This window comes from Streptomyces sp. NPDC058240, assembly GCF_042882135.1.
In the GTDB taxonomy this organism is placed as follows: domain Bacteria; phylum Actinomycetota; class Actinomycetes; order Streptomycetales; family Streptomycetaceae; genus Streptomyces.
This window is the reverse complement of sequence record NZ_JBHVWT010000011.1, coordinates 86,436-110,508: the sequence shown is the minus strand read 5'-3', so window position 1 is coordinate 110,508 and position 24,073 is coordinate 86,436. Positions and strand designations below refer to the sequence as shown.

General features: G+C 69.0%; 18 protein-coding genes and 2 pseudogenes. 12 read left to right on the top strand and 8 right to left on the bottom strand.

Features of this window, described 5'->3' with window-relative positions; translation table 11 throughout:
- Window positions 1-52: 52 nt before the first annotated feature.
- The 4 genes from ACFVX4_RS20030 to ACFVX4_RS20015 all read right to left on the bottom strand — a co-directional run bounded on the left by ACFVX4_RS20030 (window position 53) and on the right by ACFVX4_RS20015 (window position 5,597).
- A complete protein-coding gene (locus ACFVX4_RS20030; protein WP_389978884.1) occupies window positions 53-2,182 on the bottom strand; it encodes a dipeptide ABC transporter ATP-binding protein in 2,130 nt (709 codons plus the stop codon).
- 108 nt (window positions 2,183-2,290) lie between these two features.
- The gene (locus ACFVX4_RS20025) at window positions 2,291-3,328 is read right to left on the bottom strand and encodes a dipeptidase (RefSeq protein ID WP_389978881.1); all 1,038 of its coding nucleotides are present in this window, start codon (window positions 3,326-3,328) and stop codon (window positions 2,291-2,293) included.
- Window positions 3,325-4,737 (bottom strand): serine hydrolase domain-containing protein, encoded by a 1,413-nt coding sequence (locus ACFVX4_RS20020; RefSeq protein WP_389978878.1) that lies wholly within the window; start codon window positions 4,735-4,737, stop codon window positions 3,325-3,327. Before ACFVX4_RS20020 ends, ACFVX4_RS20025 begins: the two co-directional genes overlap by 4 nt.
- A gap of 377 nt (window positions 4,738-5,114) precedes the next feature.
- A complete protein-coding gene (locus ACFVX4_RS20015; RefSeq protein ID WP_389978875.1) occupies window positions 5,115-5,597 on the bottom strand; it encodes a LysE family translocator in 483 nt (160 codons plus the stop codon).
- 590 nt (window positions 5,598-6,187) lie between these two features.
- Between ACFVX4_RS20015 and ACFVX4_RS20010 the strand changes: the two genes are divergently transcribed.
- The 3 genes from ACFVX4_RS20010 (at window position 6,188) to ACFVX4_RS20000 (ending at window position 8,278) form a co-directional block, all read left to right on the top strand.
- Entirely contained in the window at window positions 6,188-6,379 is a 192-nt protein-coding gene (locus ACFVX4_RS20010; RefSeq protein WP_389978872.1) for a hypothetical protein, read from the top strand.
- A 92-nt stretch (window positions 6,380-6,471) separates the two neighbouring features.
- The gene (locus tag ACFVX4_RS20005; RefSeq protein ID WP_389978869.1) at window positions 6,472-7,341 is read left to right on the top strand and encodes a JmjC domain-containing protein; all 870 of its coding nucleotides are present in this window, start codon (window positions 6,472-6,474) and stop codon (window positions 7,339-7,341) included.
- 34 nt (window positions 7,342-7,375) lie between these two features.
- Entirely contained in the window at window positions 7,376-8,278 is a 903-nt protein-coding gene (locus ACFVX4_RS20000; RefSeq protein WP_389978866.1) for a JmjC domain-containing protein, read from the top strand.
- A gap of 67 nt (window positions 8,279-8,345) precedes the next feature.
- On the opposite strand, the gene ACFVX4_RS19995 is transcribed toward ACFVX4_RS20000, so the two are convergent.
- Window positions 8,346-8,492, bottom strand: coding sequence for a hypothetical protein (locus ACFVX4_RS19995; protein ID WP_389979146.1), 147 nt, complete (start codon window positions 8,490-8,492; stop codon window positions 8,346-8,348).
- Window positions 8,479-8,748, bottom strand: a pseudogene (locus ACFVX4_RS19990) (amino acid transporter); the annotation flags it as partial. The pseudogene ACFVX4_RS19990 and the gene ACFVX4_RS19995, both read right to left, overlap by 14 nt.
- A gap of 608 nt (window positions 8,749-9,356) precedes the next feature.
- Here ACFVX4_RS19990 and ACFVX4_RS19985 point away from each other — a divergent pair.
- From ACFVX4_RS19985 to kdpC, 5 genes are all read left to right on the top strand, one after another.
- Window positions 9,357-11,876: a DUF4118 domain-containing protein gene (locus tag ACFVX4_RS19985; protein ID WP_389978863.1), complete on the top strand. Its 2,520-nt coding sequence runs from the start codon at window positions 9,357-9,359 to the stop codon at window positions 11,874-11,876.
- A gap of 250 nt (window positions 11,877-12,126) precedes the next feature.
- Complete coding sequence (gene kdpF / locus ACFVX4_RS19980; RefSeq protein ID WP_306091126.1) at window positions 12,127-12,216, top strand: K(+)-transporting ATPase subunit F; 90 nt, start codon at window positions 12,127-12,129, stop codon at window positions 12,214-12,216.
- A gap of 12 nt (window positions 12,217-12,228) precedes the next feature.
- Complete coding sequence (kdpA, locus tag ACFVX4_RS19975; RefSeq protein ID WP_389978860.1) at window positions 12,229-13,893, top strand: potassium-transporting ATPase subunit KdpA; 1,665 nt, start codon at window positions 12,229-12,231, stop codon at window positions 13,891-13,893.
- Window positions 13,893-16,022: a potassium-transporting ATPase subunit KdpB gene (kdpB, locus tag ACFVX4_RS19970; protein ID WP_389978856.1), complete on the top strand. Its 2,130-nt coding sequence runs from the start codon at window positions 13,893-13,895 to the stop codon at window positions 16,020-16,022. The genes kdpA and kdpB overlap by 1 nt, the downstream gene beginning before the upstream one ends.
- A gap of 35 nt (window positions 16,023-16,057) precedes the next feature.
- The gene (gene kdpC, locus ACFVX4_RS19965) at window positions 16,058-16,687 is read left to right on the top strand and encodes a potassium-transporting ATPase subunit KdpC (RefSeq protein WP_389978853.1); all 630 of its coding nucleotides are present in this window, start codon (window positions 16,058-16,060) and stop codon (window positions 16,685-16,687) included.
- Window positions 16,688-16,999: 312 nt separating this feature from the next.
- On the opposite strand, the gene ACFVX4_RS19960 is transcribed toward kdpC, so the two are convergent.
- A complete protein-coding gene (locus ACFVX4_RS19960) occupies window positions 17,000-17,746 on the bottom strand; it encodes a DUF4118 domain-containing protein (RefSeq protein ID WP_389978851.1) in 747 nt (248 codons plus the stop codon).
- A gap of 125 nt (window positions 17,747-17,871) precedes the next feature.
- Window positions 17,872-17,985, bottom strand: a pseudogene (locus ACFVX4_RS19955) (IS3 family transposase); the annotation flags it as partial.
- A gap of 403 nt (window positions 17,986-18,388) precedes the next feature.
- Between ACFVX4_RS19955 and ACFVX4_RS19950 the strand changes: the two are divergent.
- From ACFVX4_RS19950 to ACFVX4_RS19935, 4 genes are all read left to right on the top strand, one after another.
- Window positions 18,389-19,486, top strand: a complete 1,098-nt coding sequence (locus ACFVX4_RS19950) for a saccharopine dehydrogenase (RefSeq protein ID WP_389978848.1) — start codon at window positions 18,389-18,391, stop codon at window positions 19,484-19,486.
- Window positions 19,483-20,097: a TetR/AcrR family transcriptional regulator gene (locus tag ACFVX4_RS19945; protein WP_389978846.1), complete on the top strand. Its 615-nt coding sequence runs from the start codon at window positions 19,483-19,485 to the stop codon at window positions 20,095-20,097. Before ACFVX4_RS19950 ends, ACFVX4_RS19945 begins: the two co-directional genes overlap by 4 nt.
- 353 nt (window positions 20,098-20,450) lie before the next feature.
- Window positions 20,451-20,822 (top strand): hypothetical protein, encoded by a 372-nt coding sequence (locus ACFVX4_RS19940; protein ID WP_389978843.1) that lies wholly within the window; start codon window positions 20,451-20,453, stop codon window positions 20,820-20,822.
- 116 nt (window positions 20,823-20,938) lie between these two features.
- Complete coding sequence (locus ACFVX4_RS19935) at window positions 20,939-23,725, top strand: NACHT domain-containing protein (protein ID WP_389978840.1); 2,787 nt, start codon at window positions 20,939-20,941, stop codon at window positions 23,723-23,725.
- Window positions 23,726-24,073 lie beyond the last annotated feature (348 nt).

Below are 24,073 nucleotides of genomic sequence, written 5' to 3'. Positions count from 1 at the left end.
CTCAGGGAGATCCGTGGGGTCCCTGATGTGCAGGGGAGTGGTGAGTGACGGTTCATGGTGCGGAGAGCTCCTCGGGCTGTGCGGCCGGCGAGCGCAGGGGGTGGTGGCAGGCGACCTTGTGCGTGCCGGTGAGGGTCGTGAGGGCGGGCTCCGTCGTCGCGCACACCTCGGTCGCCAGTGGACATCGGGTGCGGAACCTGCAGCCGCTGGGCGGATCGATAGGACTGGGCAGTTCGCCGCGCACGCGCGTGCCCGAGCGGGGGCGCGGCGCGGCGGGGTCCGCCTCGGGAACCGCCGCGAGCAGCCCCGCGGTGTACGGGTGCGCGGTGGACCCGTACACCTCCTCGGTGGTGCCGGTCTCCATCAACTTGCCCAGGTACATGACTCCGACGCGGTCGGCCAGGTACCGCACGACCGCGAGATCGTGGGAGATCACGACACTGCTCAGTTCGCGTTCACGTTGGACGCGGAGCATCAGATTGAGGATCTGGGAACGGATGGAGACGTCCAGCGCGCTGACCGGCTCGTCGGCGACCAGCACCTTCGGGTCCAGGGCCAGCGCGCGGGCCAGCCCCACCCGTTGGCGCTGTCCCCCGGAGAGTTCGTGGGGGTAGCGCTCCAGGACGCCCGACGGCAGCCCCACGTCCCCGAGGAGCTCGCGGGCCCGGGCGGTCCGGGCGGCGCGCGTGCCGATGCCCTGGATCGCGAGGGGCTCGCGCAGGATCGCGCCGATGCGCATGCGGGGGTCGAGAGAGGAGTTCGAGTCCTGGAACATCATCTGCAACTGGGACCGGCGCGGCGCGAGTTCGCGGGCACTCATGCCGGTCACCGACGCGCCGTCGAAGATCACCTCGCCCGACGACGGCCGGTTCAGGGCCACGAGCATGCGGCCCAGCGAGGACTTGCCGCACCCTGACTCCCCGACCAGGCCGAACGTCTCACCGGGCGCCACGTCGAAGCTCACTCCGGAGACCGCCTTGACAGTGCGGCGCCGCCCGAGGAGGCTCCGTCCGCCCACCGGGTACTCAAGCCTGAGATCGACGATCCGCAGCCGCGGCGTCGTCTCGCGTGCGGCAGGGGCCCCGGGGGAGACGGCGGGCCGCGCGACGGCCGATGCCCCTGAGCCGGTGCGGACTGCTGCCGTGGCGACCGGGTGCCAGCACGCGTGGGTGTGCCCGTCCTCCTCCACCGAGAGCGGCGGCCGCTCCTCGTGGCAGCGGTCCGTCGCGGCCGCGCAGCGCGGCGCGAAAGGACAGCCCGCGGGGGAGGCGGCCAGATCCGGCGGTGTGCCGGGAATGCTGAAGAGCTGCTCGCGCCGGTCCTGGGTGAGCGAGGGGATCGAGGACAGCAGCGCATGGGTGTAGCGGTGCCGGGTATGGCTGAAAAGAGCTGGTGTCGGCCCGGTCTCGGCCACGCGCCCGGCGTACATCACGCCCACCCGGTCGGCGTGCCGGGCGATCACTCCCATGTCGTGGGTGATGAGGATCATCGACATGCCCAGCCGGGACCTGAGGTCGTCCAGGAGATCGAGGATCTCCGCCTGGATGGAGACGTCGAGCGCGGTGGTCGGCTCGTCCGCGATGACGACCTGCGGCTCGCACGCCAGGGCCATCGCGATCATCACGCGTTGCCGCATGCCGCCCGAGAGCTGGTGCGGATGGTCGTCCAACCGTTCGAGGGGCTTCGGTATCCCGACCAGGTCGAGCAGCTCCGCGGCACGTGCGTGCGCGGCCTGCTTCGACGCGCCCTGGTGCAACCGCACCGGTTCGGCGACCTGTTCGCCGATGCGGCGGGTGGGGTTCAAGGCCGTCATCGAATCCTGGAACACCATCGCGATGTCGTTGCCGCGCAGTGCCCGGTACCGCTCCGCGGGGAGTCCGACGAGCTCCGTACCGCCGAAGTCGATCGAGCCGCCGGTCACCCGGCCACCGGCCGGCAGCATGCCCATCACGGCCAGGCCGGTCATGGACTTGCCGGATCCGGTCTCCCCGACGATCCCCAGGGTCTCCCCGCGATCGAGCGCCAGACTGACGCCCGAGACCGGGTGGACGATCCGGTCGCCCCGGCGGATCTCGACCGACAGATCGCGGATCGTCAGCACTCGGCTGCCGTCCGCGGGCTCACGTGCGTTCTCAAAACCATCGCTCGCGCGCACGATATGGCTCTCCATCTCCTCGACCATCCGACGATTTTGAGACACGTACTTCAGTCGTCGTTCGTCGGGTTCACTGAACATTCAGGTGTGCGTCGTTCCGATCGCACGAAGGGAATCTCCTGCCGCGCACGGCGCTCAGCCGGCGGACGCGGGCCGGCCCAGTTCGTTCCGCAGCAGGCGCCGTACGTTCTCCCCCAGGACCGCGACGATGTCGCGCTCCGGCCACCCCCGCTGTTGCAGCGCATCGGTGACCAGCGGCAGCCCGGCCGGGCCCTCGAGCCCGGGCAGATAGGCGTCGGCCGGCACTCCCTCGACGAAGGCCCGCTCGCAGCACGGGGGCGTGGTGTCGGCGAGTACTTCCTTGATGAAGTCGGGACCCAGCCCGACGTGCTCGACGCCGGCCACCCCGGCCATGTGCTCGATGTGGTCGATCAGCCGGCCGATCGAGTAGTCGCTCTCGTGCAGGTACGGAGCGAAGAAGTTCACGCACACCACTCCGCCGCCCGCGGCGACGCCCCGGATCTGCTCGTCGTCAAGGTTGCGGTGGTGGTCGAAGAGCGCCCGTGCGCCGGAGTGCGTGGCGATCACCGGCCGCGAGGACAGCTCCAGGACGTGCTCGACCCCGGACGCGCCGAGATGGCTGATGTCGTAGAGCATGCCGAGGCGCTCCATCTCGGCCAGCGCCGCGACCCCGGAGCGGGTCAGCCGGCCGCCCGTCGCGTCCTCTCCGCTGCCGTCGGCCAGGGAGGTGCGACCGAAGTGGGCCAGGGACGCGATCCTGACCCCCAGCCGGAACAGGGTCTCCAGCAGCTCCACGTCCTCGCCCACGCCGGGTGCGCTCTCCAGTGCCAGCACCAGGGCGATCCGGCCCTCGGCCAGCGTCCGGTCGACCTGGGCGCCGTCCGTGCACAGCGTGACGGCATCGGCGTTGCCGGCCGCGAGGCGGTGCGCCGCCTCGATCATGCGCAGCGTGCGGCGAAGCGCGCCCTCCGGCCGGTACGGATCCTCGACGAACACCGGCAGCGCCTGAAGGTTCACCCCGCCGGCCCGCAATTGCGGCAGCCAGCGCTCCCGGAAGAACTCCGCCCAGTGGTCCACGGGCCGGGCGACCACCGCACACAGCAGGTCGTTGTGCAGGTCCGCCACGATCGCACGTCGGTGCAGCTCGTTCATCGCTGTGCCCGCCGCTCGGCCCGGCCGGTGTGCAGATACAGCGCGTGTCCCTGCCCGTCGTCACCGAGGAAGGCGAGCGGCGCGTGGACCCCGCGCTCCGGCTCGACCGGGATCAAGGTGTCACCGCGCCTGCCGACCAGCTCCGTGCGGTACGGCGCCTCGTCCAGTTCGGCGATGGCTCCCCGGGGAGTGCGCTCCAGCCACAGCCGCCCGGCGGTGTCCCGGCTCACCGTGGTCTCGGCGGTGCTGGACGTGTACGTACCGACGTACCGGGACGTCTCCGCGACGGGAGCGCCCAGGTCCGGCACCGGCGAGGCGGGCAGACCGACCCCGGCGAGTTCACCGAGGACCCGGCCCGCGATCTCCGTGTAGACGCGCCGTGACAGGCCGCCGTTGGTGACGATCGCCACCGCGACATCCCGCTCCGGCACCAGGCGCAGGAACGCCGACTGACCGATGGTGTTCCCGTCGTGTCCGATGACCGCGGCGCCCGACAGGTCGAAGAGCTCCCAGCCGAGCCCCCAGGCGGCGCCCTGGTCGATGTCGGGCAGAGTGACCTGCGGCCGTTGCATCGCCCGGACGGTCTCCGGGCCGAGCACGGTCACCCCGTCGGGGCCCCGGCCTCCGGCGAGGTGCATCCGGGCGAAGGCCAGCAGATCGCGCGCGGGCATCGCCAGCATCGATCCGGCCGGTGCGTTCGAGCGTGCCAGGGCCCACACCGGCGTCGGTTCGAGCGGCGCCCCCGGCACCTTCTCGACGTGACCCACCGCCGTGCGGTGGACGATCGCCTCGTAGGGGTCACTCGCGGTGTGACTCATGCCCAGCGGAGTGAACAGGTGCCGCCGGGCGCAGACGTCGAACGGCTCCTCGCGCAGCACCTCGACGATCCGCCCGAGCACGCAGTACCCGGCGTTGTTGTACGAGAACATCGCGCCCGGCTCGAAGAGCTGCGGCACCTCCCGCAGGACGCCCAGGTACTTTTCCAGGCAGTCGTCACCCTTGCCGGTGTCGGTGAAGATGTCTCCCTCGAAACCCGCGACGTGACTCAGCAGATGCCGCGTGGTGATCCCTTGCGCCGCTTCCTCGTCGGCGATCCGGAACTCCGGCAGGACGGCCCGTACGGGAGCGTCCAGATCCAGTCGTCCCTCGTCGGCCAACTGCATGACCAGCGTTGCGGTCATCACCTTGGTGATCGACCCGATCTGGAAGAGAGAGTCCACCGTGGCGTCGACCCCTGTGGCCGTGCTCAGCACACCGGACGCGGATTCGACCCATTCATCACCGGCTTGGACCGCCACGGCTGCCCCGGGCACCTGGCTCTCGACGAGCAGATCCGGCAACCGGCGGCGCAACCAGGCACCGACCTCCTTTAGCTTGTTCAGCTGCTCCGACCCGTCCAGCTTCTGCACGGCATCCCTCCCTGCTCGACTGCGCAGGAGCTTAGGACCTGCGGAAACCGCCCTCTTCGTCCACTCCCACCACATGCGGCCCGGGCATTGGTGCGACTGGCCGAACCGGGCGGCTCGCCGCTTCGACGGGTGGGGGAGCAGGCTCCGAGGAGGGCCTCGGGGGGCAACTTGCACGGTACGGACCTGACCGTTACGGAACGCCCCTACGACGGCCTCGTCGCCGCCGCGGTGGACCGGCCCGGCCGCAACGTCGTCGACTGCCTGAACACCGGCTGCAAGGGGGCTGTCCAGGACGGCTACGACGCCGTGATCACACCGGCCACGTCAAGATCATTTCACCCTGACCAGCAGCTGCGGGACGGCCGAGGTACGCGGGCTCAGCTCGCCGTTGCCGTTCGAACTCCCAGGGCGACCAGCACGGCCCCCGCCAGACGACTCGTCCCGCGTCGGAATCGCGGTGTGTCGGTCGCCGCGCGCGCAGCGGCGACCACGGATGTCCAGAACAGCAGCCACACCAGCACGACGGCCACATGGGCGGTCGCGAGCGTCGCGATCTGTGGCGCGACGGGGCGGCTCGACGTGAGGAACTGCGGTACCAAGGTGAGATGGACCGACGCGGCCTTCGGGTTGAGGACGTTGGACCACAGCCCCTGGCCAAACCCTCCGAGCCGAGCCCATGGCGAGCGCCATCGCCTCCGTGCGGTCGGTTCGACGCCCTGACGTGTCGAACGCCACGTGGTCACGCCCAACCAGATCAGATAGATGCCGCCCAGGAGCTTCACCACCGTCAACGCCTGAGCCGACGACATGACGAGGGCCGACAAGCCGATCGCGGCGAGTGTTGCGTGCAGAGCCCGCACGCGGAGCCAAATGCGGCGCGCACACCGTCGGACCGCGATCCCGCGATCACCTGCTGCGTGACCAGCGTGAAGCTCGTGCCGGGAATCAATGTGAGGGGTGTGACGGCGACCACGAAGCCGAGTACCTGATGCCACTGCACACAACGTGCCTATGCAACGAGCATGCTCCGAGCCACCGGTTCTCCCGTCCTGTTCGAGGCAGGCGAGGCCGGGGTCAGCCACGTCCCACATCGACTCGAAGATCATTCGATCGACTCGCGCTGAAGGTGGGTCGTCGAGCGGACCATGGCCTGGCTGACCGACTTCGGTGGAACCGACCACCACGACGAACGCCACCCCCGCAACCACTCGCCGTTCTCGGACTCGCCGTCATCCTCCGCTGCTGCAAACGACGACTCCGGCAACTCACAACACAGGACACCGGCTGGGGAGGAGCGGGCGCATCAGAGATCCGTAAGTGGCGTATGGAATGCGTCAGTGCTGCTTCTCCTCCGTACGCAGGCCGACGCAAGATCTTTCTCGGCCCCGGAACCGGGGTCGAGTGAACACCCGGGCGCGGTGGAAACCGCTGCCGGGGAAGGGAGTTGGTCATGTCGTATTCCCAGGCCGCAGAGCCGTCGAAGCGTGCGGAGATCTCCAAGCGTGCCGCACTGAGCGTGGCGGCGCTCGCTGTTGCCGGAGGGGCGTTCTTCGTGCCGTCCGTCGGGGACGCCGCCGCGTCCCCGACCTCGGACCAGAGGATCGAGGCCGGGTGCGGGGATTGCTACCCCGACGTCATGTGATCGGCTGACCGACGCGCACACGAGTGCGCGCAAGCGCGTCCAGGACCCGCCGGTGCTCACACCGGCGGGTCCGCCCGGAGAGGGACGGAACAATGGACTGGCTGGAACGCTGCATACCGAACGTGGAGCAGCTCCTGGGTACGTATTGGCGGAAGGAACCAGTGCTTCTGCGGCCGCAGGACCCGCCGTTGGAGGTGCTGACACTCTCGGACGTGGACGCGCTCCTCGACGCGGGGCTGCTGCGCGTTCCGTACGTCGGCCTGTACACCGCACAGGGGAGCATCGCCGACGAGCGTTTCTGTCCGACGCGCGTCATCACCGGCAGCCCTGCCCAGGGGTACGTCGATGCGGCGGCGGTCCGACGACTGATCGATGAGGAACGGGCGACCCTGCAGCTCCGTTACGTCGACCAATGGCATCCCCCCGTGCGTGAACTCACGAGGGATGTTGCCGAGCGGCTCGGCCGGCTCGTCGAGGCGTTCTTCTTCCTGAGTCGTCCCGGCCGCCGGGGTCCGGTGCATCGGGACGACGGGGACCTGCTGGCCATTCAGCTCAGCGGTGCCAAGCACTGGCAGGTGTACGCCGGTCCGGCCGACGGAGACTGGGCGCCGGTCCGCGAGGAGAATCCGGGAGCGCCACTGCTGGACACGGTCCTTGAGACCGGTGAAGTGTTGTACGTGCCGAGAGGCTTCGCGCACACCGCCACGGCCGTGGGCGACTCCTCGTCGGCTCATCTGACCGTGGTGGTGAGGGAGGCCGGTGCGGAGCATCTGCGCACCGCTCTGCTGACGGGGATCGTCGACGGCCTGGCTCTGCCGGGCCGTCCGCTGGACGATGACGCCCTGCTGCGCACCGCGGCCGAACTCCTGGACCATCTCGGCGCGCGGCTAGACGCAGTCACCCCGGACGATGTCATCGGCAGGGCACGGCCGCGTGCGTACAGCAACCGTCAGACCGTCTGATCACGCCGACGGCATGGAACGTGGAGAGGCAACGATGGACCCGCTTGCACGATTTGTGGGCGACGAGCAGGCATTTCATCACACCCTGTGGCGCCGCACACCCGCCGTACTGCACCCCCGCACACCCCCGATGGAGCTGCTGACGGTCGCCGAGCTGGACAGGATCCTGGATGCAGGTCTCCTCACCACCCCTTACGCGACGCTCGTGCACGAGGACGGTCCGGTACCGGAGGAGCGTTACTGTTCCCCCCGAGTCGTCCTGGGCGGGATCGACAACCGCTACGTGGATGCCGGGGCGGTGCGCCGACTGATCGGCGAGGAGGGAGCCACGCTCCTTCTGCGGTACGTCGACCAGTGGCACGCAGGTGTGCGGGAACTGGCCGATGGGCTTGCGGAGTGTTTTCAACGCCAGGTGGAGGCGTTCTTCTTCCTGACCCCGCCGGGGACGCAGGGCCGTGCTGTGCACCGCGACGACGCCGACGTGCTGGCGGTGCAGATGCACGGCTCGAAGCGGTGGCGTGTGTATCCGGGACCGCCCGGCGGGAACTGGCAGCCCGAGCGCGTGGACGGCGACCCGGGGGATCCGCTGCTGGACGTGGTTCTGCGTCAGGGTGAAGTCCTCTACGTACCGAGGGGGTTCGCGCATGTGGCCGAAGCCGCCGGGGGGAGCGCGTCCGCTCACCTCTCGTTCACGGTGTGCGAGGCCGGCTCCGCCCACTTGTACGCCGTTCTTGAGGCACTCCTGCTGGACGGCGACGGACTGCCCGCCCGGCCCAACGATGACGCAGCGCTGACCGGGGCCGCGAACGACCTCATCGCGCATTTTCACCGCACGCTCGCCGGCCTCACACCAGAAGAGTTGGTACATCTGGCCCGGGGCGCGATGCGCCGCGAACAGCACACCACCGCGGGTTCTTTGAGCGCACTGTTGGGCTGACCCGGTGGTGAGGGCGAGGCGGGTGGGGAGGCAGAGGCGTTGGCCTGGACCCGGGTGCGCGGCCGGCTCATCCGACGTGGACACGGGGGCGGCTGGCCCGGTCGGGTTCCGCTTCGCGGAGGACCTCGCGAGTGACGGGGGCGACCTCGCCCTGGCCGAAGAGGAAGAAGCGCAGGAAGTTGGTGAAGGGGTTGCCTTCGGACGGCGACGCCAATGGCCTCCAGGAAGCCCTTGAGGAACACCGCCCCGAGCAGCGCGACCAGCAACAGTGTGATCAGCATCTGCTTGTTGTGCAGCGCATCGTTCAGGTGCGGGTTCTCCACCAGGTGGGTGGCGGCGTCCGCCGCCGACAGCGTGATGGTGATCAAAAAGTCGGTGGCGGCGAAGCCGAGCAGCGTCAGGACGAACAGCTTGCCCTTCCAGAACGAGAGCAGCCGCTCCAGCATCGCGATCGCCCTGACGTGCGGAGAAGCGAACGGTGCAGGCCATCGGGGAGACGGCTGCATCAGCGTACGCACGGAGTGATCCGCAGCCGAGGGCTTCCCGTGCCGAGGGGAAACGTGTCCGCGCCCACCCACTGCGTTCGTCCCCCGAACCGTGCGAACGCCCCAGTGAGGTCACCGTGAACGCGCTGGACCCGGGCCCACGGGCGGCGCGGGCATCTGAACCGGAGTCGCTGACGACGACCCGTACAAGAAGGTCCTCGGCGACAGCGCCTCGCCGGACCGGCTCGCCGCTCCCGATGATGTGGCCGTCATCGCCGATCTCCTAGCCGGCGAAAGATCTTTACCCGGCGTTGGACCCGTGGTCCGCTGGTCGTCCCGGCGTTGCGGGCTCGGCGCTGCCAACAGCCGGACATCTCCGTCACCATCACCGGTGTCCTCACTCACTTGTCCGAGATCCGGCCCTGGATCCCATCGATGCGGCCTGCACGCCACCGCAGCCCGCCGAGGACGCGAAACACCCCAAGGGTGGCGTTGAGCGCTCCGGCCGGTGTCGTCGAGTGGAACGGCTTTGACGGGCGCACCATGGAAGGGCGCGAACACGACATGGGGGTGACCTGGGCAGGAGTCCGCCGGTGGCACGTGGACGGTTGCGGATCTACCTCGGGGCCGCCCCCGGGGTCGGGAAGACGTACGCCATGCTTGCCGAGGGGCAGCGGCTGCGTGCACGGGGCGCGGATGTGGTCGTCGGCTTCGTCGAGCCGCATGGTCGCCGGCCGACCGCGGCCATGGCCGACGGTCTGGAGACGACGGCCCGCCGTACGCTGAGCCACCGCGGTGCGCTCTTCACCGAGATGGATCTCGACGCGGTGCTGGCCCGCCGTCCCCGGGTCGCGCTGGTCGACGAGCTGGCCCACTCCAACGTTCCGGGGGCCCGCAACGCCAAGCGGTGGCAGGACGTGGAGGAACTCCTGGACGCCGGCATCGATGTTGTCACCACGCTCAATGTCCAGCACCTGGAGTCCCTCAACGACGTGGTACGGCAGATCACGGGGGTCACGCAGCGGGAGACCCTGCCCGATGAGGTGGCCCGCCGGGCCGACCAGATCGAACTGGTCGACCTGCCACCGGAGGTGCTCCGCCGCCGCATGGTCCATGGCGACATCTATCCGCCGGACCGCGTCGAGTCCGCCCTCACCCACTACTTCCGGGTCGGCAACCTCACCGCCCTGCGCGAAATCGCTCTGCTGTGGCTGGCCGACCGGGTGGAGGAAGGGCTGCAGCGCTACCGCGCGGAACATGGCATCGTCGCTCCCTGGGAGACCCGGGAGCGCATCCTTGTGTCCCTGAGCGGCGGGTCGGAGGGGGAGACGCTGATCCGCCGTGCCGCGCGGATCAGCGCTCGTACGCCCGGCACCGAGTTGCTGGCCCTCCACGTGGTCCTGGAGGACGGACTCGCCGACGTCGACCCGGCAGTACTGGACGCCCAGCGCACCCTTCTGGAGTCGCTCGGCGGTAGCTACCACCAGACCACGGGCGAGGATGTTGTCGATGCCTTGCTCCAGTTCGCCGAGGCGGAGAACGTCACCCAGATCGTGCTGGGCGCGAGCCGGCACGGTCGCCTCGCCTCCCTCCTGAGAGCAGGGGTAGGAGAGCGGACGATCAAGGGGTCCGGCCCTATTGACGTGCACATCGTCACCCATAGAGAGGCAGCAGGGGCCGCTGTGCTGAGGCTTCCGCATCCGAGCCGTGGCACGGGCCCAAGACGGTACTGGGCTGCGCTGGTCGGCGCCGTGGTACTGCTGCCTGTGCTGACGCTCCTGCTGACCGCGGTGGGTGGCCACCTCGATCTCTCCAGCGACCTGGTGATCTATCTGCTCGCCGTCGTCGTGGTCGCCCTGGTCGGAGGGCTCTACCCCGCGCTGCTCGCCGCCATTGCCGCGGCACTGCTCGCCGACTACTACTTCATCGCACCGGTGCACTCGCTGGCCATCGCGCGCCCTGACGCGATCACCGCGCTCGTGGTGTTCATTGCCACGGCCGCTCTCGTCGGCACGGCAGCGGGAACGGCTGCTCAGCGTACGCACCAGGCCGTACGCGCGACATCCGAGGCGAGGGCGTTGAGCCGCCTGGCCGCCGCCATGATGCGTGGCCAGGATCTGACGGCACTGGTGGAGCAGATCCGGGAGAACTTCGGTCTCAGTGCGATCAGCCTGCTCGAAAGGGATCCGGAAGCATCTCCGGTGCCCCGCTGGTACGTGGTTGCCAGCGCCGGGGAGCGGCCACCGGAAAAGCCCTACGAGGCGGATGTGGAGAGCCCCGTCGACGACAATCTCACGCTGGCCGCGCGCGGCTCAGGACTGAGTACGGGGGACCAACGCGTCCTCGCTGCATGCGCCGCCGAACTGGGGCTGGCACATGTGCGAGGGCGGATCGCAGGGTCTTCCGATGGCACGGACACCTTCGCTGACGCCGAACGTACCCGGGCATCCCTGCTTCTCGCGGCAGGACGCGATCTGCGTGCTCCGCTGCACACGGCCGAAGAAGCGCTCGTGCGCCTGCGGAGTCGGCGCGCCGGCGCGACCGTCCCGGAGGAGGCGCAGTTGTTGGTCGGTGCCCACGCGGCGGTGCACCGGGCGGCGCAGTTGGTCACTGATCTCGACGATGTGAGTCGTTTGCACGCCGGGGCACTCGATCTCTACCTCCGCCCGGTCGACCTCAACGAGATGCTGGGCGCTGCCTTGGACGACCTCGGGCCCGGCGGCCACTCGATCATTCTGCGCCTGCCGGAACAGTTGCCCGACGTGATCGCCGACGCCGCTCTCCTCACCCGCGCTCTGACTGCCCTGGGGGCCGATGCATTGCGTCACAGCCCGTCGGACCGGCCTCCCGTCGTCACCGCCGAGGTCCAGGTCGGCCGCGTGAGGATTCGGGTGGAGGACGGCACGCCCGACCGGGGTCCGGAACCGGGCCCCGAGGCCTCCCGGGCTCCGGGTCCCAGGGCCGGCAGCCTGGCTGTGCGGCTGTCGCGAGACTTGGCCGAGGCCATGGGCGGGGCCCTGGAAACGGCCGCTGATGGCCCGGGTTTCTCGGTGATGCTCACTCTTCCGAGTTCCGCGCCCGGCGGCAGCGCGACATCCGGCCGCAACGAGTGAATCCGCGCACTTCACCGTCATCCCATCGGCGCACAGGGTGGCAGGGCAATCTCGGCGTCCACTGATATAGCGTCATAAATGAATCGATCCCGTTTTCCGGATCAATTCCATACGCCGGTCGGGAGGGCCCAAAAGTCCCGCCCCTCATGACTCTGCGGGGTGCTTCGCGCATGTCGGACATCGCGTACATCGGCCTCACGGTAGTGGTGTTCGCCCTCATCGGCCTGGCCGCCAAGGGGGTCGGACGCCTGTGAACGTGGAGAACATCGTCGGCCTGATCGTTGCCGCGTGCCTTGTGATCTACCTGGTCATCTGCCTGATCTTCCCCGAGAAGTTCTAGGAGAAAGCCCGGATGAACGACACCCTCGCGGGCTGGCTCCAGGTACTTGCCCTGGTGGTCGCGCTAGGTCTCTCATTTCGCCCGCTGGGCGGCTACATGGCCCGCGTCCTGACCACCGATCACCATTGGCGGGCTGAACGCTTGATCTACCGGGCAGGCGGAGTGAACGGCGACGCCGACCAGAAGTGGTCGGTCTACCTGCGGAGCATCCTGGCCTTCTCGGCCGTATCGGTACTGTTCCTGTACGCATTTCTGCGCCTGCAGAACCATCTCCTGCTGTCCCTGGGAATGAAGCCGGTCGCCACGGACCAGTCGTTCAACACCGCGGCATCCTTCGTCACCAATACCAACTGGCAGTCGTATTCCGGTGAGTCGGCGATGGGGCATCTGGTCCAGATGGCGGGCCTCGCGGTGCAGAACTTCGTCTCCGCGGCCGTGGGTATTGCCGTTGTCGCCACGCTGATCCGGGGCTTCAACCGGAAGAAGACCGATCGCATCGGGAATTTCTGGGTGGACCTGACGCGGATTGTGCTTCGCGTCCTGCTGCCGCTGGCTTTCGTCTTCGCGATCGTTCTGGTGGCTGCCGGTACCGTTCAGAATTTCCACGGAATCCACGACATCACCACCATCGCGGGCGGGCACCAGGGCCTGACCGGAGGCCCCGTCGCCTCCCAGGAAACCATCAAGGAGCTGGGCACCAACGGCGGTGGTTTCTACAACGCGAACTCCGCGCACCCCTTCGAGAACCCCAATGCCTTCACCAACCTGATCGAGATCTACCTCATGCTGGTCATCGCGTTCTCGCTCCCGCGGACCTTCGGGACGATGGTCGGCGACAACCGCCAGGGATACGCCATCGTCGCCGTGATGGCATTGATCTGGGGCGCATCGGTCGCCATCGTCACCGCCAACGAGGTGCACAGCGTCAGCAGCACCGCCGGTCACGCGGCCGGCGGAATGATGGAGGGCAAGGAGACGCGCTTCGGGATCTGGGCCTCGGCCCTGTTCGCCGTGTCCACCACCCTCACGTCGTGCGGAGCGGCCAACTCCTCCCACGACTCGTACACGCCGGGCGGCGGCGGAATGACGATCTTCAACATGATGCTGGGGGAAATTGCGCCCGGTGGTACCGGATCCGGGCTCTACGGGATCCTGGTCCTGGCGATCGTCGCCGTCTTCGTCGCCGGACTCATGGTCGGCCGTACGCCCGAGTACCTGGGCAAGAAGCTTCGGGGCCGGGAGATGAAATTCGCCTCGCTCTACATCCTGACCACACCCGCGGTTGCACTGATGGGTGCGGGGCTGGCCATGGCGCTCCCGGGGGAGAGGGCAGCCATGCTCAATTCCGGTCCGCACGGTTTCTCCGAGGTCTTGTACGCCTTCGCGTCGGCTGCGAACAACAACGGCTCGGCGTTCGCGGGGCTGAGCGCGAACACCGTCTGGTACAACACCACACTGGGTGTGGTCATGCTCGTCGGCCGGTTCCTGCCGATGGTGTTCGTCCTGGCGCTCGCCGGCTCGCTCGCAGAGCAACAACCCGTTCCGGTCACCGCAGGCACCCTGCCCACTCACCGGCCGCAGTTCGTCGGGCTGTTGACCGCAGTGATCCTCATCGTTGTCGGTCTGACCTACTTTCCCGCGCTCGCGCTCGGACCCCTTGCGGAAGGCCTGCACTGATGTCCACGACCGCCACTCCCACTCCCGGCCCGCCGGGCGCCGGGCGTCAGCAGCACCGGGTCTCGGGCGGACTGCTCGATCCCAGGCAGCTTCTGACGTCTTTCCCCGACGCCCTGCGCAAGCTGGATCCGCGAGTGATGGTCCACAACCCTGTCATGTTCGTGGTGGAGGTCGGGGCGGTGCTGACCACGCTGTCGGCCATCAGGGCGCCCAGCGTCTTCGCCTGGGTGATCACGGCGTGGCTGTGGCTGACATCCGTCTTTGCCAACCTCGCCGAAGCAGTGGCCGAGGGACGCGGCAAGGCCCAGGCGGAGACTCTCCGCCGGGCCAGGACGACGACGACGGCCCGCCGTCTCACCGGCTGGTGGCCAGGCGCGACCGACGCCGCGGAGCAGGAAGTTTCGGGCGTCGCTCTCCGTCTGGGTGATTACGTCGTCGTCGAGGCCGGGCAGACCATCCCCGGCGACGGAGATGTGGTCGAGGGCATCGCGAGCGTCGACGAATCGGCCATCACGGGCGAGTCGGCGCCGGTGATCCGCGAGTCGGGCGGTGACCGGTCGGCGGTCACGGGCGGTACCAAAGTGCTCTCGGACCGGATCGTCGTGAAGATCACCTCGAAGCCGGGGGAGACCTTCATCGACCGGATGATCGCACTCGTGGAGGGGGCCGCGCGGCAGAAGACGCCGAACGAGATCGCGCTCAACATCCTGCTGGCATCCCTCACGATCATCTTCCTGATCGCGGTGACGACCCTGCAACCCTTCGCCATCTTCGCCGGGGCGGAGCAGACCATCGTCATCCTTGTCTCCCTCGTGGTGGCCCTTATCCCTACGACGATCGGTGCGCTGCTCTCGGCGATCGGCATCGCGGGCATGGACCGGCTCGTGCAGCGCAACGTGCTGGCGATGTCCGGGCGCGCGGTGGAGGCCGCGGGCGACGTCAATACCCTCCTGCTCGACAAGACCGGCACCATCACGCTCGGCAACCGCCAGGCCGCCGAGTTCCTGCCGGTGGACGGGGTGAGCGTCGAGGAACTTGCGGACGCCTCCCAGCTGTCGTCGATCGCCGACGAGACACCCGAGGGCCGCTCGATCGTCGTCCTCGCCAAGCGGCAGTACGCGCTACGCGGCCGTAGTGAAGGCGAACTGGCCCAGGCACGGTTCGTACCCTTCACCGCTCAGAGCCGGATGAGCGGTGTCGACCTCGACGATCCTCAGGGGAACCTGTCGTTGCGCAAGGGAGCGGCGACGGCGGTGATGCGCTGGGTCCGTGACAACGGCGGCCACCCCACGGCGGAGGTCGGCGGCATCGTCGACGGCATCTCCGCGAGTGGCGGCACCCCGCTGGTCGTCGGCGAAGTGACCCGGCACGGCGACGCGCACGGCGCCCGCATCCTCGGCGTCATCCACCTCAAGGACGTTGTCAAGGAGGGCATGCGGGAGCGGTTCGACGAGCTGCGCCGCATGGGCATCAAGACGGTCATGATCACCGGGGACAACCCGCTGACCGCGCGCGCCATCGCCCAGGAGGCAGGGGTGGACGACTTCCTGGCCGAGGCCACGCCCGAGGACAAGATGGCCCTCATCAAGCGCGAGCAGGCGGGCGGCAAGCTCGTCGCGATGACCGGCGACGGCACGAACGACGCGCCGGCGCTCGCCCAGGCGGATGTCGGCGTGGCCATGAACACCGGCACCTCGGCCGCCAAGGAGGCCGGGAACATGGTGGACCTGGACTCCAACCCCACCAAGCTGATCGAGATCGTCGAGATCGGCAAGCAGCTGCTCATCACCCGTGGTGCGCTGACGACGTTCTCGATCGCCAACGACGTCGCGAAGTACTTCGCGATCATCCCGGCAATGTTCGCGATGGTCTACCCGGGCCTGGACAAGCTCAACATCATGCGACTGCACAGCCCGACCTCGGCGATCGCCTCCGCGATCGTCTTCAACGCACTGATCATCATTGCTCTGATCCCGCTGGCGCTGCGCGGCGTGCGCTACCGGCCGTCCTCCGCAGCGACACTGCTCAGCCGCAACATCTGGATGTACGGGCTCGGCGGGCTGGTACTGCCCTTCGTGGGCATCAAGCTGCTCGATCTCTTCATTCGGTTCATCCCCGGCCTGCGCTGACAGACGGCCCGACGAGAGAAGAAGGCGATCCCAGGGTGCGCACCCACCTTCCCCCCGTACTCCAGCACCATCTGACCGCCCTGCGGATACTGCTGGCCTTCACCGTGATCACCGGCATCGCCTATCCGCTGCTCGTCACCGGCATCTCCCAGTCCGGTCTCTCCCACCAGGCCAACGGCTCCCTGCTGACGACGAACGGCACGCCGGTGGCCTCCAGCCTGATCGGCCAGAACTTCTCCCTGCCGAAGAAGAATCCCCGGGACGAGAAGGAGACACTGCGCCCCGACCCCAAGTGGTTCCAGCCCCGCCCGTCCGCCGGCGGCTACGACCCCACGATCTCCGGTGCCTCCAATCTGGGCCCGAACAACACCGACCTGATCAAGACCGTCAAGGACCGCCGCGCAGCCGTCGCCGCCTTCGACGGGGTCCAGCCCGCGTCCGTCCCCGCGGACGCCGTCACCGCCAGCGGCTCAGGACTCGATCCGGCGATCTCTCCGGCGTACGCCTATGAGCAGGTAGACCGCGTCGCGAAGGCCCGACACCTCGCCCCCACCGAGGTCAAGACACTGGTCGCCCGACACGTCCAGGGACGTGTTCTCGGATTTCTGGGTCAGGAACGCGTCAATGTCGTCGAACTCAACCACGATCTGGCCAGGCTGACGTGACCAGAATGTGGGGGTGCCGAGGTGAGGGCGGCCGAGGCGAGGACATACACCGGCGAGGGGGCGTGACGTGGACGTGGGGGCCGTGGCAGTACGTGCGGGGATCACCGCATTCGGCGGCATGCTCGCCGTCCTTGTGGGGCCCACGGCTTGCACCAGGCACGGCGAGTGAGAGAGACCGGCGTGCGTGTCCAGGCGCTGGTCGAGCGACGCCCGGGAGCGGCTCATGAGGATTCGGCCTACGAGCTGTGGCTGGGCGGCAGCAGTGGGCTGATCGGCAGCCGGGACATCGGCTCGGCCGACGGGCCCGTGCCGTCAAGCGTGGGCGCGGCCGACCGCGTCGAGCTCCGCCCCGACCTGGTTGGCCAGGGTCACCGCGACCAGACGCGCGGCGAGTGGGGGCGCCGCTCCGGGCGTGGGCTGAAGCATGAACCGGCCGTGGAAGCGTCCATGGTGGAAGACCCGCAGTTCCAGTTCCTCGCGGGGCAGGCCGTCGCGGTCCGCGTCCCAGCACCGGTCGCCCCAGGCAATGGTGCCGTCCTCCTCCAGACGAGGCGGGCGTCCTACGAGGGTGCCGTATTCGAAGCGGCAGCCACTCAACCTGAGCAGTCCCACGAGCTGCCGACACACATGGTCGATCACGGTGTGCGGGCTGGTGCTGGTCTCGGCCAGCCGGGCGGTGTGGTGGATCTGCGCCAGGTAGTCATCGTCGGTGAGGGCGATCACCTTCAGTTCCCGGGCGCGGGCCGCCAGCCGGGAGACGGCGATGCCGACGACGACGAGCAGCACGGCGGTGACGACGTCGGCGGGCTTGATGACGGTGAACTGTCGGTAGGGGCGGGTGAGGAAGAAGTCGAACCACACCGCTGCGGACAGGGCCGTGAGCGCACCGGCCAGGCGATGTCCCAGGGCGGCCACGGCAACCACTGCGACGACGAGTACCAGGACCGTGTTGGTGTCGGACATGTCGGCCCGGAAGAGCACCAGCACCGCGCACACGGTCGGCGGCAGCGCGAGGGCGGCCCCGACCGCCACCTGGCCCCTGGTGAGGTACAGAAGCATGAGCCCCACCTCCACCTCAGGTGTAACCGGGACGGACGCTCCCGTGTTCGATTCCGTCCGGCTTTGATGGGGCCTTGATGACGCGGGCGCTGGTGGGCACCCCGATCGTCTGGACCAGCCCCCGTCCGTTCGAACTCGATCGGGCTGAGGAAGCCGAGCCGTTCCTGGATGCGCCGCCTGTTGTAGAAGCCGTCGACGTACTCGAAGAGCGCCAGGTTCGCCTCGGCCCGGGTGGCGAAGAGGCGCCCGCGCACACACTTCCCACGGGTACATGCTCGCCACGCACGCCAGCTGCGCATGTCGCCGGACGCGTTCGCCCCACTGCTCGCAAGAAGGACGGAGATCCGCAGATCCACCATCGCCACGCGGGGTGACGCGGGCCCCCGAGCACCGCCGCGTCCCAGTCGGCGTCCGGCAGACGAAGACCGGGCCGCCCGCTCCCTCCCTCTTGATCCACATCGCCTCACGGTGAACGCTCTTCGGGTACGAAGCCGAGAGGGCACAGCAGCATGGCCGAACCGTCCTTGCACGCCTCGACGAGTCATCGCCGACGCGATCAGCGAGCGAGGTGGATCAGGCCTGAGCGCTTCCGGCACAACCCTCCCGCGGCATTTTTTGGTCGCTTGACCTATATTTGGTGTCATGAATGACGAACTCATCTTTGACGCCGACGGACCTGTGCTCCTGGTCGGCGGATACGGCACGGTCGGCACGGAGCTCGCACGGATGGCGGCCCCGTCGTGGCCGCTGGTACTGACGGGACGGACCGTGCGGCGCGGACAGTCACTGGCGGACGAGACGGGCGCGGAACTGCGCACCTGGGACCTTGCGGACCCGGCACCGTTCCGGGCGGCGATCAGCGCGGTCGTCACCGTGGTCAACGATCCGGACGACCGGGTGCTGCGCGCCGCGGTCACCGGCGGCGTGCCGTTCGTGGACGTCACCCGCTGGACCACGCGGTTGCAGCGCGCGGCCACCGTCGCGGCACTGGCGGGCCCGACCGCACCGGTGCTGCTGTCCTCCGCGTGGATGGGCGGTGTGACCAGCCTCGTCGCCGCCTCTCTCGGCGACCGCCTGGGCGGCGCGGACACGGTCGACGTGGCCATTCGCTGGGACCTCGCCGACCGGGCGGGCGCGGACTCGGTGGAGTTCATGGACCGTCTCGGACTGGACTACGAGGTGATGCGGGACGGACAGCGGCACACGGTCATGCCACTGAGCGACGCCCGCCGCGTCCGCATCGGAAAGACGCTCACCCGGGTCGCGAGGATCGACACCCCCGAGCAGTTCACTCTCCCCCTCACCCTCTCGGCGCAGACCGCAACCACCCGGATCGGCTTCAGCTCGCCCGCGTCCACGACGGCCCTGCTGGCCGCCAAGCGGCTCGGGTTCTTCCGCTGGGGTCGCGGCGAACGCTTCACCGGTGCCCGCCGCGGATTGCTGTACGCACCCGGTGAAGGCGGCACGGCCCAGCTCCGCATCGACGTCACCCGTGGGGGCGACACCCTCTCCGCGACCGTAACCGATCCGGCCGGGCAGGCCCATCTGACCGCCCTGGGGGCCCTGATGGGGTTGCGCCGGGTACGCGGCGAGGACGGCGCCCCGGCACCGAGCGGCGTGGTCTTCCCCGAACAGCTCCCGAGTCCGCAGAGCGTGCCGTCGGACCTTGCCGCACAGGGCGTCGACCTGGTTGTGCGCAGGGTTGTGCGCGACGAACATGCAGAGGGCGTGGCGGCATGAGCGACCGGTCCCGGGAGCAGAAGAAGCGCACGGCAACCACGACCAAGGGTGCCCAGCGGCGCGCTCTGATCCTGGACGCTGCCGAGAAGATCCTCTTCGAGTCCGGGTACAGCGAGCTGACCATGCGGGCGGTGGCGGTCACGGCACAAGTGCGCCTGGGGCACGTCCAGTACTACTTCCCCTCCCGCACCGAATTGATCGCCGCGGTCCTGCACCGCACCCTGGACCGCTCGCTCGACAGGCTGGCCCCGTTGTTCACCGACACGGCCGCGCATACTACGCCGGACGCGGAGGGGCTGATTCGCCAACTCCTGGCCGAGCACGATGATCCGCGACTCGTACGGGTCTACGCCGAGTTGTGGGCGCTGGCGGGCCGTGACGAAGCCGTCGCGACGGTCCTACGCACCTTCTACGGCGATTACCAGGACCATGTGGCCGGGTTCCTCCGCGCCCGCAACCCCGCTCTCCCCGACACTGTCTGCCAGGCACGGGCAAGGGTCTTCACCGCGCTGATCGAAGGAGCGGCGCTCTTCCGGTCCGGCATCGCCGCCCACCGCACCGAGGCCGCCGACGCGGAGCTCATCAACACGGCCACCGCCCTGCTCGGCTGACGGAGCCTGTGGAAGAGCGCGGTGGCATCAGCGCGGGATGCCCGCCCGCCTTCCGCCGACTGCGACGATCTCACAGGAGAACAAACGCAGTGGGCGGGTCCTCCATCGGCAGAGCGTCGAGACCGGTCCGGAGTCGCCGGGAAGCCCTGTTGTCTCCGCCGGCCCATCCACTCCACGCCCCTGCCCGTTGCGCTCGACGACTCCGTGCTCGCCGCCTCCGCTCGGCGAATCCGGTGGGAGGTCTCGCCGCCCACACGTTGCCCTTCTACATTGGGTTCCCGGATCAACGACCGCAGGGGGGACATCGGATGGACCCGATCGTGCTGGCGGCAGGGACCGCCCTGGTGAGTGCCATGGCAACGGACGGTTGGCAGCAGGTGAGAGCCGCCACCGTGGCGTTGTGGCGCCGTACGCGCCCGGACCGCGCCGCCCACATCGGAGCCGAGCTGGACGTCCTCCGCGCCCAGGTCCTCGCTGCTCGCGAAGCGGACGACGAAGACACCGAGCAGGCGCTCACCGGGGCCTGGCGGTTGTGCTTTCAGCAGGTGATAGAGGCCGACCCTGCTTTCGCCGCCGAGTTGCGGGCGCTGCTGGACGACCACCTCGGGCCGGTGCTGCCGCAGGACGAGCGGCCTGAGACCGGTCCGGTCGTCATGAAGGCGGAGGCCCATGACAACGCCAAGGTTTTCATGGCCGGGCGGGACCAGCACATCACCGGAGAATGACCGTGGGACTGAATACGCCTGACGGTGAGTCGGAGGCGCGCCCGGTTCAGGTGGAAGTCCATGCAAGTGGCGAGTCCCAGGTGTATGCGGCGGCTCGGGACTCGTACGTCACGTACATGTTCGCGAGGCCCGGTGAGGAGGACGTTCCCGTCCACGGGGTCGGCCGCGCCCTCGGCCGGACGGTGGCGGCGGTGCTCGCTGCTGTCACTGGTGCGGCCCTGATCCGTCTGGCGTACGACCGTGACGGTTGGGTCCGCGGCGCGCTCCTGCTCGCAGGTCTGGCCTGTGCGGCGACGGCGGTCCTGATGCTGCGTTCCGGTGTACGGCGCCGACGACGGGCCCGGCTGCGCAACAGTCCCGCGCTCGCTCGCCGGCTCGGCCGACAGCTGGACGGGGCCACGAAGCAGCTGGCCGAGGAACTGCTCGCGGAGTGGGGACGCGAGGAGAAGCTGCGCGGACTCCATCATCCGAGCCCGTTGCCGGTGCGCTGGGAGAACGAGCCCGAGTTCACGGACCACTGGTCCAGCATCCACGGGGACGACGACTGCGACGAAGCACTGGATCTTTCGGGCCGGCTCGCCGACATCACGGAGGTGTACGCCACGGTATCCTCCGGCCGGCTGCTCGTGCTGGGCGATGCCGGAGCAGGTAAATCCGTGCTGGCCCTGCGCTTCGCCCTCGACCACCTGCGGCGAGCAGAACCCGGTGGCCGAGTGCCCGTCATCCTTCCGCCGGCATCCTGGGATCCGGCCCGTCAGGACCTGGAGTCATGGGCGTCCGGGCGTCTTGTCGTGGACCACCCGGCACTCGCCGCGCGGACCGTTTCCGGGGAGACGGTGGCCACCGAACTCCTGCGCACCCGCCGTCTGTTACCCGTCCTGGACGGCTTCGACGAAATGCGCCCCGAAGCGCAGAGCGAGGCACTGCGCCGCCTCCGAGCCGGCCTGCGCCAGGACGATCCGTTCGTACTCACCAGCCGGGTGAACGAGTTCAGGAAGGCTACCGAGGAAGCCGACCTCGCACTGCCCGCCACAGCTGCCGTACGCCTGCGGTCCCTGGCCCTGGACGAGTTGGCACAGTACCTGCGCCGCAGCGCGCGGAAGCGGGTCCGCGGAGGGACCGTGTCGACCAAGTGGGACCGGGTCATCGCCGACCTGCGGTCCCGCCCGCACGCCACACACAACCGGATCCTGCTAAGCGTACTGTCGACCCCGCTGATGACGGGCCTGGCGCGTACCGCCTACAACGAGACGGACGGCGATCCGGTAGAGCTCCTGGACACCCGCCGGTTCCCCACCCGGGCGTCGATCGAGACCCACCTGCTCGACCAGCTCGTCCAAGCGGTCAGCGACCACCCGGAGCGGACCACCCGAGGGCTCGCGTTTCTCGCCCGGCGGCTGAATGAGCTGGGAACGCAGGACCTGGCGTGGTGGCGGCTCGACCCGAAGGCCGCCCAGATCACCGCGAAGGCGGGCTTGCTTTCCGCGCTGGCGGCCGCCACGGCTGCCGTGTGGTGGCTCTTCGACCGGTCCGACCAGAGAGTCCTGTTGTTCGGAGTCGGGTTGTCCCCGGTCTGGTCCTTGTTCGGGCTGTTGTGTCTGGTGTCGGCCGTCGATCTGATGCATGCCCCGCCGGAGAAGGCGGCCACGCCCCGGTACTTCCGTCGTCCCGACTCCGTGCCCCGCTTCCTGTTCGGTGCGGTGGGAGCGCTGATCCTGGCGCTTGGCTGGGGTGTCTGGCTGATGGAGCTGCCTCTCGCCCCGGTGCTGTTTCTCGGCGGCTTCGTGCTCAGCGCCGTGCTGCATCCTGGCATGAAGACCAGCAACGCCGACAACAGCGCAGAAGAGGTACTGCGCAAGGACCGGCTCGCCACATTGACGTCGCTCGGTCTGGTCAACATTCTGGCGGGCGGCGGTGCGGTCCTCAGGGCGGCCGGGCTCGTGATCTTCCCCGTGGCGGCCCTGGCGACCTGGGAGGCGAACGGAGCTCACGAGTCCGTCGGACACACGGAGTGGGCCGTGACGATCGCCGTCACGACCATCGCTCTGGCCGTTGCCGGGGCGTCGATGTCCGCCTGGGCCGGCTACACCTCCGCCAGGGCCTGGCCGTGGGCGAAAGGACAACTCCCCTGGAATCTCGTCGGCTTCCTCGGCGAGGCACATCGCCTCGGCTTCCTCCGTCAGACCGGTGCCGCCTATCAGTTCCGGCACGCCAGGCTCCAGGAACGGCTGGCGGTACATACTGACGGCCGATCGGTGGCAGCACCCCGGCCATCCGCCGATGGCGAACGGAGTGCGGCACGTCACGTCATCCGCCTCATCGGCAGATTCACGACCGTGCTCGTTCTTGTACTCGGCGCCGGTGCGCTGTGGTTCGGCATCGGGAACGCGCCGGACCAGGTTCTCACCGGTCCTGGCCGCGAGGCGATCCCGTCCGCCTGCGCCCTTCTGACCAAGGAAGACCTCGCAGACGTCGTGCCGGACGCGCGCAGTGTCGCCGACGAAGGAAGTGCCAGCCACCTCGACACCAGCAAGTGCTGGTGGAGCGAGGGCACGCAGAGTGCTTCCGCGCCGAACGCAATGCTCGAGTCGAAGCTGCACCGTTCCCTGTTCGGGATGACTCCCGCGGAGACAGCTCAGAAGTACTTCGACGGCGCGGAGGAGTCGACGGTAGCTCTTCCGGAAGCCGTCGCACGTCCCGCGGGTCTGGGCGACAAGGCCGTCACACTCGTCAAATTCCCGGGTCCCCATCCACTGGTGCAGACCACAGTCCGCGTCGACAACGTCGTGTTCACCGTCAGCTACGACGTCAATGTCGCCCAGGAGGACGACGAGACGTACGGGCGCCTCGCCAGGGTCACGCAGGAGCTGGCGCGCACTGTCGTGGAGAGGCTGGGCCCCTAGGCCCTGCTTCGTCCTTCGGCGGGGAGGGCCCGGCACGCCAGGATGTCGCCGTCGAGTCGTGTGTGGCAGGCGGCCGGTGTCCGCTCCCCGGATACGGGACACGTGGGGTCTCTGCAGCCGTCACCGGCGGTGTGCTGGGGCCAGTCGTGGTGCTGGACTCGGGCTCCTTGCTGGTCGGGGCCCAGCGCACACGGTCGAAGCCCTGCGCTGTTCGCCGGCCGATCCGGGACCACCGCATCCACACGTCAGCGAGCATCGGGTCTCCTTCGTTCCAGGTGCCGGAGGCCGTCCGGTTCCGGCCGGTGCGGTGATCGGAACAACGCCGGTGCCTCGCTGAAGCCGAGGGGG